Raw genomic sequence first — 16,969 nt, 5'->3', positions numbered from 1 at the left:
ACCCGAAGGTATCTGTCAGGGTAGACCGTTCGACTTGCATGTGTTAAGCACGCCGCCAGCGTTCGTCCTGAGCCAGGATCAAACTCTCCGTATAAAGAATTTGATTTGGCTTCTATTTACAATAAAAGCTTTGAAACTATTGTTTTGAGTTAGACTCAAAATAATTAACGTTGGCTTGCTGTTTAATTTTCAAGGTTCATATTTCTTCAATATTTATCCGCCAGTTTTTCTCAGCGACAATTAATATCTTATCAATTCCGCTTTGCTTTGTCAAGAACTTTTTTCGTTTTCTTAATAAAAAGTTCTTTCGATATCGGCTGATTACTTTGCTTTAAATCAGCTTACTATCTTGGCGACGTTTATTATCTTATCAAGCTTCTTTCTCTTTGTCAAGAACTTTTAAAAACTTTTTTTTATTATTCCTCCACCAAGCACTAAATCATCTAAATAAAAAACAACTGATTGTCCTGGTGTAACAGCTCTCTGTGGGCTTTCAAAGTCTACTTTAATTTTATCTTCGGCTATCATTTCAATCTTTGCTCTCACAGGAGAACTATTGTACCTTATTTTAGCTAGAACTTCCATTTTACCTGAAATAGTTGCAAAAGGAATCAAATTAATATCTTCAGCAACTAAACCTTGAGTATAAACTGCTTTATCTTCACCTACAATAACAGCATTTTTTTCATGATCTAGTTTTATTACATAAATTGGATAGCCAAGTGCAACTCCAATTCCACGCCGCTGACCAATAGTATAATGAGATAACCCATTATGAGTACCAACTCTTTTGCCTTCGCTATCTAAAATTGGACCTGACTTTGATATTTCAGGATAATTAGTATCTAAAAAGCGAACATAATCATCATCTGGCACAAAACAAATTTCCTGGCTTTCTGCCTTATTATGAACAGAGAATCCTAACTCTTTAGCTTTCGCTCTAATTTCACTTTTAGTATATTCGCTGAGCGGAAATAAAGTATGGCTTAATTGATCCTGATTAAGTACATATAACATATAGCTCTGATCTTTATTTTCATCTAGGCCCTTTTTTAAAATATAACGCCCATCCCTTTTTTCAACTTTTGCATAATGACCACTTGCAATGTAATCACAGCCAATTTCTCTGGCTTTTTTCAATAAAGCAGCAAATTTAATTTCTCGATTACACATTACACAGGGATTAGGTGTTCGGCCAACTTCATATTCAGCAGCAAAGTAATCAATCACTTCTGTCTGAAATTCTTGCTGTAGATTAAACACAAAATGAGGAATACCTAGTTTTTGAGCAACTCGTTTAGCATCTCTGACAGCAGAATATGAACAGCAGTGGTCTTCGCGATCAGTTGCTTCTTCATAATCAGGAAAAATATGCATTGTACCACCAATAACTTCATAACCTTGTTCTTTAAGTAAAGCGGCTGCAACAGAACTATCTACACCGCCACTCATTGCAATCATAACTTTTTCCATTAATTACACCCTTTAAAATTATATATTATTTAAATTCTTTAATCTTTTTATTATAGTTGTTAGTTCTTCTACTAAAAAGTCAATGTCTTTTTTATTATTATTTATGGAAAGTGAAAATCTAATTGTACCTTCTGCAAAAACTGACTCAAGATTAATAGCTTCTAATACATGAGACATGCTTAATGAACCAGAAGCACAGGCAGATCCAGCTGCAGCTGCAATATTTTTCAAACTAAGATTAAACAAAATTGCTTCACCAGCTAAATCTTTAAAAGAAAGATTAATATTTGCAGGCAATCTATTAATACCTGGTTCAGGACCATTTAGCTTAATTTCAGCTAAATCTGCTAACTTTTCTATCTCTGCTAAAAAATATTGATTTAACTCAGTCAAATAATTAATTTTAGCTGTTAATTCATTCTGTACTAATTCAGCAGCTTTAGCCATTCCAATTACAGCCGGTAGATTAACAGTACCAGCTCTTCTCTTCCGTTCCTGACTCCCTCCAGACATTTGCGGCACTAATTTGATACCTTTCCTAACATAGAGAGCGCCTACACCTTTTGGCCCATTAAATTTATGGCCAGCAATAGTTAATAAATCAACTCCCAATTCTTTAACACTAAAATTAAGCTGACCTGCCGCCTGAACTGCATCAGTATGAAATAAAACATTAGCTTGAGAAGCTAAATCAGCCAACCTTTGAATAGGCTGAATTGTTCCAATCTCATTATTTGCCAACATAATTGAAATTAAAATAGTATCAGCTCTAATTGCTGACTTTAAATCAGCTGGACTAACAAATCCATTTTTATCAACAGGTAAATAAGTAACTTCAAAGCCTAAATATTTTTCTAAAAATTTACAGCTATTTAAAACTGCATGATGTTCTATAGCAGATGTTATAATATGTTTTCCCTGATTTTGATAAGCCAACGCAACTCCCTTTAAAGCAAGGTTGTCTGCCTCTGTACCCCCAGCAGTAAAGACTATTTCTTCTGCCTTAGCAGCACCTAAAAAATCAGCAATTTTTTCTCTGGCATCTTCCAATTTCCCGGCTGCACTTTGTCCAGCTAAATGTGAACTGGCTGGATTAGCAAATAATTCATTATAAAAAGGCTGCATAGCAGCCACTACTTCTTTCCTAACTGGGGTTGTTGCTGCAGAATCAAAATAAATTTCATTCATAAATTTAAGCCTCTAGCTTAGCTGTTTTAGCTTTTTCAATTGCAGCTTTATCTCTTAAATCCGCCAGAGTCATATTTTTAATAACATCATTAATTACATCAGCTAGTTCTTCCCATAACCCATGGATAACACACTTATCAATATAATTACAAAAATCTTCTTCAACTACACAATCTACTGGTGCAATTGGTCCTTCTAAAGTTGTTAAAATATCGGCCACACTAATTTCCTTTGCATTATGATTTAGCATATATCCACCATGAGCTCCTCTAACACTTTTTACTAACTTAGCTTTTCTTAAAGTAGCAAACAATTGCTCCAAATACTGCTCAGAAATTTTTTGACGCTCAGAAATTTCTCGAATTGGAATAGCTTTTCCATCTTCATGTTCAGCCAGGTCAACCATTGCTCGCAAACCATATCTTCCTTTAGTCGATACTCTCATTTTTTCACCTCATATAAACTTGACATTAATAATCAACTTTGATTTATCTAATTTTAACATATGTCTAAAATGATTGTCAATACTATTTAAATTAACGATAAAAACTAGTTTTAATTTTAATTTCAACTGCACCTGCTGTTTTTTCACGTAAAATCTTGGCCAGTTTTGCAGAAATATCTGTTTTTATAATAGCAGTGACTCTTAGCCCTGCATTATTATAATCTGTATTTTTAATTTCAGCCTGAAAAGCTTCTAACTGTCCCATTACAATTCCAATCTTATCAAATTCAACTTCGATTTCTAGAATATCATATTTCTTTAAGATAGTAATTCCAGCTGCTTCTATTGCCAATCTAGCCGAATCGCCATAAGCTCTGATTAAACCGCCAATACCCAATTTTGTTCCTCCAAAATAGCGAGTTACAATTATAACTGTATTAATTAAATCAGCACCCTTAATTGCTTCTAAAATAGGGGGGCCAGATGAACCAGCTGGCTCTCCATCATCATCAAAATATTCTACTACGCTGTTATTTTTCTGTTTAGATTCTACTCTAAATGCAGAAACATTGTGAGTAGCATCCGAATACTTTGATTTTATTTCATTTATTCTAGCTTCAGCTTCATTTCTATTTTGCACTGCAAAAATACTGGCCAAAAATTTACTATCTTTTACATTATGGCGAGTTTCAAAATTATTAGCTGGTTTTTTCTTTATTTCACTCATTTATTTAGCCTACCTTAACTTAAGAATCACTTTGTTCTTTTTTAGTTTCTACTTTCTTTAAATAGTCTAAAAAACGGGCAGTTTTTTCTTCCCTTCCCATTTTACCTGGATTATAAAAACTGAGCTTATTTAATTCAGGTGGCAAATAATTCTGCTTCACATAATTTTTAGAGTAATCATGAGGATATTTATAGTTAAGACCATGACCTAGTTGTTGAGCACCACTATAATGACTATCACGTAAATGAGGTGGAACTGGAACTGCTTTATTATTTTCTACATAAGAAATTGCTTTTCCAATCGCAGTAACTACAGAATTACTTTTAGGAGCAGTAGCTATATAAATTACTGCTTCAGCTAGCGGAATCTGTGCTTCTGGAAAACCTATTTGTTCAACTGCTCGAGCAGCTGATTCAGCTAAAATTAAAGCAGTTGGATCAGCCATCCCAACATCTTCTGCAGCATGAATTACTACTCGCCTGGCAATAAATTTAGGATCTTCACCACTAACAATCATACGGGCCAGCCAATAAATTGCTGCATCTGGATCTGAGCCGCGCATACTTTTAATAAAAGCAGAAACAACATCATAATGATTGTCACCCTGACGATCATAGTTTAAAATTCGTTTCTGCATTGATTCCTCAATAATTTTCTGATTAATAATAATCTCACCTGAAGCCGATGGGGCCGTTGTTAAAACAGCTAGTTCAAGAGTGTTAAGTGCTACTCTAGCATCTCCATCAGCTAGTTCGGCAATTAAATTTAAATTAGATTCAGAAATTTTGACTGCTAGTTTACCTAAGCCTCTTTCTGAATCTGATAGTGAATTTTTTAAAATCATTAATACATTTTCTGATGTTAACTTATTTAATCTAAAAATTCTGGAACGAGAAAGCAGAGGTGAGTTAACCTCAAAATAAGGGTTTTCTGTTGTAGCCCCAATCATAATTACTGTACCATTCTCTACAGCTGGCAAAAGAGCGTCCTGCTGTGATTTATTAAAGCGATGAATTTCATCTATAAAAAGAATAGTTTTTTTCTGATAAAGATTGAGATTAGACTTAGCCAGTTTGATTACTTCTCTAAGATCTTTAACTCCAGAAGTTACTGCATTAAGTTTAGTAAACTCTGCTTCTGTTTGATTTGCAATTACCTGAGCAAGGCTAGTTTTGCCGGTGCCTGGAGGACCATAAAAGATTAGCGACTGCAGACGATCAGCTTTAATAGCACGATTAAGAAGTTTGTTTTCACCTACTATATCCTGCTGGCCAAAAAATTCAGTTAAATTACGTGGGCGCATGCGATAAGCCAAAGGTCTTTCTTTACTATTTTTATTAGACTCATTTTCAAAGAGATTCAACATCTACACCTCATTTTTTAGTCTGACAATTTCCTGTTCAGTAATAATAATATCAACTGCCTGATCGTGTTCCTCAACTGGAACTGAAGCAAGTAAAAATTTATGATAACAAAACCCTACTTTTAAAGTTTCAGATGACAGCTGAGCTAAAAATTTATCATAATAGCCACCACCATAGCCAATTCTATAACCAGATCTACTAAAAGCTGCTGCTGGAACAATAACTAAATCAAGCTGATCAGGAATTTCATCTAACCGACGTGCAGGAATTGGTTCCTGAATAGAAAAATTACCTATTCTAAGGTCAAGCTCAAGATTATTAATTTTAGCAATTCCCAGTTCTTTTAGCTCAGTTTTTGTATAAGGCAGATATAGCAAATAACCATTTTCTAATATTTCATCTAACAAAGTAAAAGTTTCTACTTCTTTTCTAATTGAAGCATAAGCCATTATTTTACGAAAACTTTTATCTTCAAATAGCTGCCAAAATTTCTGCCTAATTTTTTTACTCCACTGCTCAACCTTAGCTGAAGGTAAATTACTTCTTTTCTGCAAGATCATTTTTCTCATTTCTTCTTTTTTTTGCAAATAACTCACCCCAGTCTTAACTTTTAATTTAATAATAGCAGAAATGCTAGATTTGTGCAAAAGAAAAAGCCAACCTTTTACAGGTTAGCTTTTATAAAATAATCATCCGCCGTGCCGGTTGATTTGGAATTTTGATCCCTGTCTGCCAAGTGGGTGCCCTCCTACCTGGGTTATAGGTCCAGTAAAGGCATCTACGCTGCAGGTAGAGTCCAGGCTCCCTATGTGTAAGTGTTGGTCAAAATTGTTTAATCATTATCGCACACGGCAGATGAAAATCCTGTTAATTCAATTTTTAATCTACATTTATATTAACATAAAATGTCATGTTCTGCAAGCTATTACAACAGTTTTAAGTTAAGATCTAATAGAAATTCCTAATTCGTGCAGCTGCTTTTCTGCAACCTGTGAAGGCGCATCAGTTAAAGGCGATGTAGCACGCTGAGTTTTAGGGAAAGCTATTACATCTCTAATAGAATCTGTTCGACCAGTAATCATCATTAAACGATCAAGGCCAAAAGCAATTCCACCATGAGGAGGAGTTCCATATTCAAAAGCTTCCAGCATAAAACCAAATTTATCCTGCTGTTCTTCGGGGGTTAAAGCCAATGCAGAAAATACTTTTTCCTGCAAAGCACGATTATTAATTCTAATACTTCCTCCCCCAAGTTCTTCTCCATTTAGAACAAGATCATATGCATCAGCTCTTACAGCAGCAGGATCGCTATCCAGCAGTTCGATATCTTCTTCTACAGGTGCTGTAAAAGGATGGTGTTTAGCTACAAAGCGATCTTCATCTTCATTATATTCAAAAAGTGGAAAATCAACTATCCAGGCAAATTTATAAGACTCAACTGGTATTAAATCATTCTCATGTGCAATTTTCAAACGAAGATTACCGAGTGCTGCAGCAACTACTTTAGGTTTATCAGCTACTAGCAGTAATAAATCACCAGGCTCAGCATCAAGTTCTTGTTGAATTGCTGCCAGTTCTGAATCTGATAAAAATTTGGCAATTGGAGATTTAAGACCTTCTTCTTTTAAAGCAATCCAGGCCAGCCCTTTAGCTTTAAATAGCTTTACGTAATCTTCAAAGCCATCAATCACACTACGAGCAGAATCTGCCCCACCTTTAAAGTTAATACCCTTAACTTGACCTCCATTTTTTACTGTTCCACTAAAAATATTAAAATCACTTTCTGCAACTACTGCCGAAAGATCTTTTAATTCCATTCCAAAACGTAAATCAGGTTTATCTGAACCAAACCTGGCCATCGCCTCTTGATAAGATAGCCACTCGATTTGCTCTGGCAAATCAATATCAGCCAGGGCAAATATCTCCTGCATTAAGCCTTCTGTAATTGCAAAAATATCTTCTTTATTAACAAATGATAATTCCATATCTATCTGAGTAAACTCTGGCTGTCGATTAGCCCGCAAATCTTCATCTCTAAAACAACGAGCAATTTGAAAATAACGATCCAGACCAGAAACCATTAATAGTTGTTTGAAAATTTGTGGTGATTGAGGTAAAGCAAAAAAGTGACCTTGATTTATTCGGCTAGGAACTAAATAATCCCGCGCTCCTTCAGGAGTACTTTTGGTTAAAATTGGAGTTTCTATCTCTAAAAAACCTTTTTCAGACAAATAATCTCTAGTTGTTTTAGTTATCTGATGTCTAAGCTGCATCAATTTAGTCATCTTGGGACGTCGCAAATCCAGATATCTATATTTTAAGCGAACATCTTCCCCTGTATCAATATCATCTTCAATCTGAATTGGTGGAGTTTTAGCCTGGTCTAAAATTCTCAGCTCTTCAGCTTTAATTTCAATTTCACCAGTCGCAATCTCAGGATTAATATTGCCCTCAGGTCTAGCTTCAACTTCTCCTACAATAGCAACAACATATTCCGAACGAAGTGTGTCAGCTTTTTCAAATAATTTAGAGCCCTGTTCTGGATTAAAAACAACCTGAACAATCCCAGAACGATCTCTAATATCAGTAAAAATCACACCTCCATGATCACGCCTTTTTTGCACCCAACCCATAATAGTAACTTTATTTTGAGCATCAGCAAGTGACACTTCGCCACAGCGATGAGTTCTTGTTAAGTCTTTAATTGTCTCACCCATTTTATAAATCCTCCTTATCTACTAGCTGCTTCATTTCTGTAAGCAAATTACTTAATTTTATTTCTATTTCAGTACCTGTTTTCATATTACGGATAGTAGCAGAATCCTTATTTAATTCATCTTCTCCTAAAATAATAGTAAACTCGGCCTGCATACGATCAGCAGATTTCATCTGAGAACCTACACTTCGTCCTAGATAATCAATCTCTGTTCTAAAACCATTATTACGTAATTGATCTAATAATTTAAAAGCTTTTCGTTTAGCTTTCTCACCAATTACTGTTATGTAAAGATCTACTCCAGCTGGAATAGGAAGTTCGATATCTTTAGCTTCTAAAGAAAGCAAAAGTCTTTCTATTCCTAGAGCAAAGCCAATCCCAGGTAAAGATCTTCCTCCAATTTCTTCAGCTAAGCCGTTATAACGCCCACCGCCAAAAACAGTGTCTTGAGCTCCCAGAGCGTTATCTTTAATTTCAAAAGCTGTATTTGTATAATAATCAAGCCCTCTAACGAGAAGCGGATTTACAAAATAGTCAATCTCAACTAATTCTAAATATTTTTTAACATCTGAAAAATGATCAGCACAATCAGAACAGAGATTCTCAGTAATTTTAGGAGCTTCTGCAATTACTTCCTGACAGGCTTCATTCTTACAATCTAAAACTCGAAGTGGATTACGCTCTATTCTCTGCTGACAATTTTCACATAGTTCAGCTCGATGAGCAAGCAAATAATTTTTAAGCTTTTCTACATAAGCAGGTCTACATTCACTACAACCTACACTATTTAAATGAAGAGTAAGATCATTTAGACCAAAATCCTGCAACAGACGGAGTCCCAAAGAAATAATTTCTGCATCAAGAGCAGGATCATTTGAGCCAAGTGCTTCTACTCCTAATTGATGAAATTGACGAAATCTACCTGATTGCGGTCTTTCATAACGAAACATTGGCCCTAGATAATAAAATTTAGTTGGTTGAGCCTGACCATAAATCTTGTTTTCCATAAAAGAACGCATAACTGATGCAGTTCCTTCTGGTCGTAAAGTTATACTTCTATCACCTTTATCTGTAAAAGTATACATTTCTTTTTCTACAATATCGGTTACCTCACCAATACCGCGCTGAAAAAGTTCTGTGTACTCAAAGATTGGAGTTCTTATTTCTTGATAATTATAGTTTGAAAATAATTGATGTGTTTTCTGTTCTATATACTGCCATTTCAAACTATCTGGTGGCAGGATATCGTTTGTCCCTCGTGGAGCATTAAATTTCATTTTATTCACCTACTAGTTTAAACTTTTATTTTGAGAAAATCTACCAGCTAGACAGTTTAGCAACTGAATAACTGGTAGATTAATTATAAACCATTTGATTTGATTTAATTAAATTAAATTATTCAGCTGAATTAGTATCAGTATTTTCGGCTGGCATAGTTGTAGTATCTGAATCCTGATTAGCAGAATCATTGGTTTCAGCATCAGGTGCTTGTTTATCTTTCATTTTTTCGCTCAAATTCTGAATTTTAGTCAATTCAGACTGTGCTTCTTCTTTTGCATCAAGATTATTATACATCATAAAGAGCTGATAATGGGTCATGAAATCATCACCCGCAGCTTCTGAAATTTCTTTTAATTGTTCAAGAGCTGCCTCCTTTTTATCCTGACTATTTAAATATTGAGCATAGCTAAATCTTAATTCAGTGTTTTCAGGATATTTTTCAAGGCCAGCTTCATATGAGCCTGCAGCTTGTTCAGGTTTATTTAAACCTTGATATGATTGAGCAAGATAATCATAATAAGCCGGATTATCTGAATCTTCATTAGCAGTTAAAGTTGAAAATTCATCAGCAGCAGCTTGATATTTACCGGTTTTATAGTTATGATAAGCATTTAAAACAGGATCATAAATTTCAATATCAGCTTCTGATTTTAAAGTTTTCAACCAACTATTTGCAGCCTGGTTTTGTTTTTTCTGAGTAATTTCTGTTTTTAAATCTGACTTTACATCTGCCAGAGCAGGTCTTGTTTGTACTGTGTCTTTATCTGGTGTTTCCTCATTGCCATTTTTAGCAGCTGCCTGATCAGAGTCTGCTGCCTCTACCTTTTTTTCTGGGTAACGATTTTTATATAGGTCTTCTATTTCCTTATCACTAACATTAACTTCACCAGCTGACTGCTTAATTGTTTTACTAATTATATTATTAGTTTCTAAATTAGAACGAATATCAGCTTTTAATTGTTCAACCGAATATCCCTGTTCAGCTAATCTATCCGAAAGTTCAGCTTCAGTTAAGTCATTTTGCTTTAAAATATTATCATAATTTTCCTGAACATCAGAATCGGCTACATCAGGTTTTATTTTTAACTCATCAGCTTGTGCCAGAACTAATTTTCGTTCAATTAAAGCACTTAAAACATTATAGCGAAACGGTATAATTTGGGAACTACTTAAACTTGAATTTGGTGCCTGCTGTTGTAACAAAGATAAATATTCCTGTTGAGTTATTTCTTGTCCATTAACATCAGCTATAACTCCTGATCTCTGCACTTGGCCTTGCTGACCACTGCTGTGGTTTAAATAAGCTCCAAACCCCATAAATCCCCCGGAAATTATAAAAGCAATTACAACTATATAAACTACTATCTTGCTATTATTGCGTAAAGTATCAAACAAAACTCTACACTCCCCTCTCTCAAAATTAGTTGATTTAAATTAAGTATTAATTCTGTTTAATTTTATCCCATAAAAAAAGGGATGTCAAACTTAAGCAATGAATGGCCAGGTATTTTTCTTAAAGTTTTTAATAGTGTCTCTGGGACCATGACCTGGAAAGAATTCAACTACTGGATCTAACTTAAGCAGCTTTTCATTGATTGAAGTCTTAAGTTCAGTGTAACTACTGTCTGCTAAATCAGTTCTACCAACTCCGCCAGCAAAAATACAATCACCAGAAAAAAGTTTTTGCTCAACTGGTTCAAAAAGGGAAATGCTGTCTTCACTGTGACCCGGAGTTGCTAAAATATCAAACTGTAATGATTCAAAATCAAAACGATCACCTTCATCTAAAAACGCATCCGGACCAGGTGAAGTAATTGTCTGACCGAGAAAAATTTTCGATAAATTTTTTTCTGAATCATTAAATTTAAGTTTTGCTTTAGGATGAGCTAAAATAGCTGCTCCTGTTTTTTCTTTTAGATAAGCATTGGCTCCTATGTGATCAAAATGGCCATGAGTAATTACTATATATTCGAGTTTTAAATTATTAGCTCTAATAAATTCGAGTAGTTTTGCTCCTTCTGCCCCTGGATCAATAAGCATTGCTTTGCCATTTTCAGAAATCAAGTAAGATCTTGTTGCAAGTTGACCAACAGTAAAATGATTGATTTTCATTGTTATTCACCTAAATTAAAATTCTTTTTTACTATCTAATAATATTGTTACAGGACCATCGTTAGTTAAATTAACATCCATGTCAGCTTGAAAAGTACCTGTTTCAACTCTTAAGTCAATTTTACTGGCCTGCTTAACCAAATAGTCATAAATAAGCTCAGCCTCTTTGGGAGAAGCAGCCGCAAAAAAACTGGGTCGACGTCCCTGACGACAGTCTCCCAGCAAAGTGAATTGAGAAACAAGTAAAATGTCTTTATTAAGATCAAGAGCAGAAAGATTTAATTTACCAGATTCATCTTCAAAAATTCTCAAGTTAATAATTTTATCGAGCAGATAATCAGCATCTGCCTGCTGATCATCTTTAGCTATACCAATAAGAACTAATAAACCAGCTTCAATTTGGCCACTAACTCTATCAGCAACTTTAACACTAGCCTGACTAACTCTCTGAATAACTGCACGCATATAAAATTCACTCCTTAAAAATTTAAACCTAAGCTGGTTTAGATCTACTTACATTAAGCACACCAGAAATAGCACTTATTTTTTTCATAATATCATACATATGCTCAGTCGAACTTAATTCTAAGGAAAGCTTAATTACTGCCCGATTATTATTGCTAGTTCTAGCCATTACTGAAAGCAGATTAAGTTTTTCATCTTTTATAATTTGAGTAATATCATTTAATAGAGCACTTTTATTGACTGCGTCTATTCTTAAATCAACTTGATATGATTCAGTTCTTCCCTGTTCCCAGGCAACTTCAATTATTCTTTCTGGTTCACTCTCTTCTAGATTATGCAGGTTTTTACAATCGCTGCGGTGGACAGAAACACCCCGACCTCTAGTAATATAACCAATAATATCATCACCAGGCACTGGATTACAGCATTTTGCCATCCGGACCAGCATATTTTCCATGCCTTTAACAGAAACTCCTTTATCAACTGAATTTTTAGTTGAATGATAGCTAGGAATTTTTTTCTCTAATTCTTTTTCAGCCTGGGGCTCATAATCACTGAACTTAGTTATAATTTGTTTGGGACTAATATTACTATAACCCAATTCTTCAAACAAATCATCAATACTCTTACGACCAAGATCACTTGCTATTTCTTTTAATTCTTTCTCTTTTGTTTTTTCAGTAAGGTCTAAATTATATTTTTTTAAGTTTTCTTCTAAGATACGCTGACCCTTTTCAATTATTTCATCACGACGCTGTCTTTTAAACCACTGCTTAATTTTGCTTCTTGCTTTAGAAGTTTTAACAAATTTAAGCCAGTCACGTGAAGGACCACTACTTTTTTTAGAAGTTAAAACTTCGACAATATCACTATTTTGTAGCTTATATTCAAGGGGAACAATTTTTCCATTAACTTTTGCTCCTACACAGCGATGACCAACTTCTGTATGAATATGATAGGCAAAATCAACTGGAGTTCCACCCTGGGGTAATGAAACAACATCCCCCTGTGGAGTAAAAACAAATACTTCATCTTCAAAAAGATCAATTTTTAGAGTTTCCATAAACTCCTGTGGTTCCTGAAGATCTTTTTGCCATTCAAGGAGTCGCCTTAACCAGGAAAGTTTTTCTTCAAATTTTTCATCTCCAACTTTACCTTCTTTATAACGCCAGTGGGCAGCAATCCCATATTCAGCAGTCTTATGCATTTCGTAAGTTCTAATTTGGACTTCAAGTGGATCACCATTAGGTGCAATCACAGTTGTGTGAAGTGACTGATACATATTTGACTTCGGCATTACAATATAATCTTTAAATCTCCCCGGCATTGGTTTCCATAACTCATGAATTACTCCTAAAACTTCATAACATTCCCGGACATTTTCTACCAGAACTCGCACAGCAGTTAAATCATATATTTCATCAAATTCAACCTCTTTACGTTTCATCTTATTATAAATACTATAAAGATGCTTGGGCCTGCCATATATTTCGGCAGTTATACCATGTTCTGCTACAGTATCACCTAAAATAGTTATTGCTTCCTGAATATCTTTTTCCCGCTGCTTACGATTTGTCTGTACTTTATGAGAAATTTCATAATACATATCTGGTTTTAAATAACGAAAAGACAAATCTTCTAGCTCCCATTTTATCTTTGACATTCCTAATCTATGGGCAAGCGGAGCATAAATCTCCAGAGTTTCGCGAGACTTTTCTTCCCGCTTTGACTGCTTAAGATAATTTAAAGTACGCATATTATGCAGACGATCAGCCAGTTTAATTAAAACAACTCTAATATCTTCAGCCATAGCAACAAACATTTTACGTAAACTTTCTGCCTGCTGGTCTTCTTTAGTTTTAAACTGCATCCTTGTTAATTTAGTAACTCCGTCAACAATATGGGCTACTTCATCTCCAAATTCACGTTCAATCTCCTCACTGCTAACTCCTGTATCTTCTACTACATCATGTAGTAATGAAGCTACTATTGAAACGATATCAAGCTCTAAATCAGCTAGAATTAGAGAAACGCCAATTGGATGCTCAACAAAATCTTCGCCAGAAACTCTATACTGACCTTGGTGAGCATCACTCGCATACTTGTATGCCTTTTTTACCAGCTCCAAATCAGGATTATCCATATAACTTTTTATTTTAGTTAAAAGTTTATCAATTTCCATCTCGACTACTCCTTTAGTCAATCTTGTCCTGCTTGATTAACTCTACTCGATTAATAACGATTTAACTTCATAATCTTTTAGAATCTCTCTTCCCGACAGCTCAGCTAACTCTAAGAGAAAAGCACAACCAACTACTTCTCCGCCCAGCTCATTAATCATTTTAGTAGCTGCCAGGGTAGTTCCACCAGTAGCCAGCAGATCATCAACAAGCAAAACTTTATCTCCCGGCTGAATTGCGTCTCTATGTATTTCAATTTCATTTTTTCCATACTCTAATTCATAAGATATCTTTAATACATCATAGGGAAGTTTACCAGGTTTCCTAATTGGAATAAATCCTTTATCTAACTCAATAGCTAATGGGGTTCCAACTAAAAAACCTCTGGCTTCAATTCCAACTACATAATCAATCTCATAATCTCTGAATAAATCAGCCAGTTTAACAATTGCTTCTTTTAAAGCTTTACTATCCTTTAATAAGGGAGTAATATCCTTAAATAAAATTCCTTCTTTAGGAAAGTCAGGAATGTTTCTTATTTTCTCACTAAGATTCATTTTTATCCTCCTTAAAATTAGATACAAACTCAGCCAGATCAAATAGATTTGTCTGGAAAATTAATTCCTCTAAATGTAGAAACTTTTCCATTCGCCTGGATAATTTATTATATCGTATTACTCGCTCAAAGTCCAATTCCTTTTTTAGCTCTGTGACTAATTTAATCTGCTGTTCAGATAGATTAATCAGCTTGTTTTCTGCCAAAATTTCTAAACTTATCTTAAAAAATCTACTGCTTTTCCGATTGATTAAATCTGCAGCTAAATAATGATTATAAAACTCACTTTTATTAACAACTTTATTTCCTGCTGATTGTAATAATTGATTTAGCAAAATTAAAAGCTGATAAATTTCTTTTTGAGCAGGAAAACTGTGTCTAATTATCTTTTTATTAAAACTTATTTCAGCGGTAGAATTCATAAAAATTATTTTAATCTCTTTTGATAATTTATGCTCGGTATACAATTTAATGATTTCAATTAACTGCTTAACTGAAAAAGGTAATGAATAAATTATTAAATGAGAAAAAGTTAAATCAGAATTAGTTTTTTTCAAAGTAGGGTTGCTAAAAAAATAATGATCAGGATAGAAAGAATTTAATTTTTCAACTTTAGTTTTCTGATTAATATAGACTGCTGCTTGTTTAAATACAGCTGAATCTAATAAACTAATAAGCAATTTTTTTCTGTTTTCATGGTTTCTTAAATCATAAAATTTATAATTAGATCTGCTAAATAAAAGCGGAACTTCACTAAACTTTGTCAGCTTGAGATCATTTATTTTTAACTGAATATTTTCTTTACCCTGCCAGCTGTTAATTTCAGGCTGGGCGACTAAATCAACTACTTGTTCTCTAATCAAAGCTGCCTTATTTTTAAAATTAAATGCAATTGCTTCTAAACCAGAGTCAGTATAAAATTTAAGATGCTTTTTCTCTTTCCCAATTTGATACGCTTTTTTTACTGTTAAATCTTTAAATAAAAACCGCGGAGCTGGATTAGCAATACCAAAAGGCTGTAATTTTTCTAACTCATTAATTACATCTTTGGTTAAAAAATCAGGTTTTAGGTTAAGATCTGCTCTTGTTATTGCTAAATAGTCTTCTTCAGTTAAAGTTTGACTCAAATATTGATTAAATTTTTCTTTAAAAATAGGCATCTTTTCTATGGTAATTGTTAAACCAGCGGCTGCCTTATGTCCACCAAAATTAACTAATTCAGACTGACAGTGCTCTAATGCCTGATGAATATTTAAAGCTGGAATACTGCGACAAGAAGCTTTAGCTAAACCTCGTTCTTTGTCAAAAGCAGCCAAAATAACAGGCAAATTGTATTTTTCTAATAAGCGGGAAGCTACAATACCAATAATACCTGAATGCCAACGCGAGTCTCCCAAAATTATAGATTTACTATTTTGTATATCTATTTTAGCCAATTTTGATTCTGCCTGTTGAAAGATAACCTCTTCAGCAGCCTGCCTCTCTTTATTTAACATAATTAACTCATCAGCTAAAGCTTCTGCTTCAACAGGATCAGTTGTCAAAAGAAGCTCTAAAGCCTGTCGAGGAGTATTAATTCGTCCTGCCGCATTTAAAGGTGGCGCAATTTGAAAAGCAATTTGTCCTGCTGATAGAGAATCTGCTTTTTTTCCAGCAGCAGCAATTAAACACTGCAAACCAATATTTTTACTGGCAGCAATTCTGTTCAATCCATTTTTTACTAGAACTCTATTTTCATAACGGAGTGGTACAAGATCAGCAATTGTCCCCAGAGCAACCAGAGGCAATAATTCCAGTAAGTAATTATCTATTTTATTATCATTAAGTGCCTGAGCCAGTTTAAAAGCAGTTCCTACTCCAGCTATTTCAGCAGCAAAGTAATCTTCTATTTCAACAAGATGATGATTAATAACAGCCAAAGCAGCTGGCAAGTTCGGGCCAGGAGTATGGTGATCAGTTATAATCAAGTCAAGCCCCAGTTCAACTGCCCGTTCAGCTTCTTTAAAAGCTGTAATTCCACAGTCAACAGTAATTACCAGGTCAATTCCTTTTTCTGCTATTCTTTCAAGAGCAGCTGAATTTAATCCATAGCCATCTTCAATTCTATCCGGTAAAAAATATTCTACTTCGATTTGATATTTATTTTTCATAAAATGATAGAGTACTGCTGTTGAACTTATCCCATCAACATCATAATCACCATAAAGTAATATTTTTTCATTATTCTGAATAGCATTTTTGATTCTTTCAACTGCTGTCGCCATTCCTGGTAATAAAAAAGGATCACTCAAGTTTTCTAACTTGGGATTTAAAAATAGATTTTGTTCTTGTTCTGTTTCTAGACCTCTTTTAGTTAAAATAGAAGTTAAAAGCTCAGCTTTATCATTAAAAGTATTCGAATAAGCATTAAGCTGCCAAATTTTTTGCATAAATTATCACCAATATAACTATAATATTTTTAA

The 16,969-nt window shown here is 34.1% G+C and carries 14 protein-coding genes, 1 rRNA gene and 1 other RNA gene; all 16 read right to left on the bottom strand.

Annotated features, from left to right (window positions below):
• Positions 1–94 (bottom strand): 16S ribosomal RNA (locus BMZ74_RS03385); the annotation flags it as partial.
• Positions 95–399: 305 nt separating this feature from the next.
• A complete protein-coding gene (gene mnmA, locus BMZ74_RS03380) occupies positions 400–1,473 on the bottom strand; it encodes a tRNA 2-thiouridine(34) synthase MnmA (protein ID WP_089859698.1) in 1,074 nt (357 codons plus the stop codon).
• 18 nt (positions 1,474–1,491) lie between these two features.
• Positions 1,492–2,661, bottom strand: coding sequence for a cysteine desulfurase family protein (locus tag BMZ74_RS03375; protein ID WP_089859695.1), 1,170 nt, complete (start codon positions 2,659–2,661; stop codon positions 1,492–1,494).
• Positions 2,662–2,665: 4 nt separating this feature from the next.
• Positions 2,666–3,106, bottom strand: coding sequence for an RrF2 family transcriptional regulator (locus BMZ74_RS03370; protein ID WP_089859690.1), 441 nt, complete (start codon positions 3,104–3,106; stop codon positions 2,666–2,668).
• Between the two features lie 91 nt (positions 3,107–3,197).
• Positions 3,198–3,833 carry an IMPACT family protein gene (locus tag BMZ74_RS03365; protein WP_089859686.1) on the bottom strand — a complete coding sequence of 212 codons (636 nt, stop codon included), beginning with the start codon at positions 3,831–3,833 and terminating at the stop codon, positions 3,198–3,200.
• A gap of 19 nt (positions 3,834–3,852) precedes the next feature.
• Positions 3,853–5,196: a replication-associated recombination protein A gene (locus tag BMZ74_RS03360; protein ID WP_089859713.1), complete on the bottom strand. Its 1,344-nt coding sequence runs from the start codon at positions 5,194–5,196 to the stop codon at positions 3,853–3,855.
• 3 nt (positions 5,197–5,199) lie between these two features.
• Positions 5,200–5,784, bottom strand: coding sequence for a 5-formyltetrahydrofolate cyclo-ligase (locus tag BMZ74_RS03355; RefSeq protein ID WP_089859710.1), 585 nt, complete (start codon positions 5,782–5,784; stop codon positions 5,200–5,202).
• Between the two features lie 99 nt (positions 5,785–5,883).
• Positions 5,884–6,058, bottom strand: a non-coding RNA gene (gene ssrS / locus BMZ74_RS03350) — 6S RNA.
• Between the two features lie 80 nt (positions 6,059–6,138).
• Complete coding sequence (aspS, locus tag BMZ74_RS03345; protein ID WP_089859683.1) at positions 6,139–7,914, bottom strand: aspartate--tRNA ligase; 1,776 nt, start codon at positions 7,912–7,914, stop codon at positions 6,139–6,141.
• A gap of 1 nt (position 7,915) precedes the next feature.
• Complete coding sequence (hisS, locus tag BMZ74_RS03340; RefSeq protein ID WP_089859680.1) at positions 7,916–9,190, bottom strand: histidine--tRNA ligase; 1,275 nt, start codon at positions 9,188–9,190, stop codon at positions 7,916–7,918.
• A gap of 118 nt (positions 9,191–9,308) precedes the next feature.
• The gene (locus tag BMZ74_RS03335; protein WP_089859677.1) at positions 9,309–10,589 is read right to left on the bottom strand and encodes a SurA N-terminal domain-containing protein; all 1,281 of its coding nucleotides are present in this window, start codon (positions 10,587–10,589) and stop codon (positions 9,309–9,311) included.
• Between the two features lie 90 nt (positions 10,590–10,679).
• The gene (locus BMZ74_RS03330; protein WP_089859675.1) at positions 10,680–11,306 is read right to left on the bottom strand and encodes an MBL fold metallo-hydrolase; all 627 of its coding nucleotides are present in this window, start codon (positions 11,304–11,306) and stop codon (positions 10,680–10,682) included.
• Positions 11,307–11,321: 15 nt separating this feature from the next.
• Complete coding sequence (gene dtd / locus BMZ74_RS03325; protein WP_089859672.1) at positions 11,322–11,771, bottom strand: D-aminoacyl-tRNA deacylase; 450 nt, start codon at positions 11,769–11,771, stop codon at positions 11,322–11,324.
• Positions 11,772–11,799: 28 nt separating this feature from the next.
• On the bottom strand, positions 11,800–13,953 hold the full coding sequence (locus BMZ74_RS03320; RefSeq protein WP_089859669.1) for a RelA/SpoT family protein: 2,154 nt from the start codon (positions 13,951–13,953) through the stop codon (positions 11,800–11,802).
• 42 nt (positions 13,954–13,995) lie between these two features.
• Complete coding sequence (locus BMZ74_RS03315; RefSeq protein WP_089859665.1) at positions 13,996–14,508, bottom strand: adenine phosphoribosyltransferase; 513 nt, start codon at positions 14,506–14,508, stop codon at positions 13,996–13,998.
• Positions 14,498–16,936 carry a single-stranded-DNA-specific exonuclease RecJ gene (gene recJ, locus BMZ74_RS03310; protein WP_089859662.1) on the bottom strand — a complete coding sequence of 813 codons (2,439 nt, stop codon included), beginning with the start codon at positions 16,934–16,936 and terminating at the stop codon, positions 14,498–14,500. The genes BMZ74_RS03315 and recJ overlap by 11 nt, the downstream gene beginning before the upstream one ends.
• Between the last annotated feature and the right edge of the window lie 33 nt (positions 16,937–16,969).

This window comes from Halanaerobium salsuginis (assembly GCF_900114545.1).
GTDB classification, from domain to species: domain Bacteria; phylum Bacillota; class Halanaerobiia; order Halanaerobiales; family Halanaerobiaceae; genus Halanaerobium; species Halanaerobium salsuginis.
The sequence above is the reverse complement of the archived record's forward strand: the minus strand, read 5'-3'. Positions and strand labels throughout refer to the sequence as shown.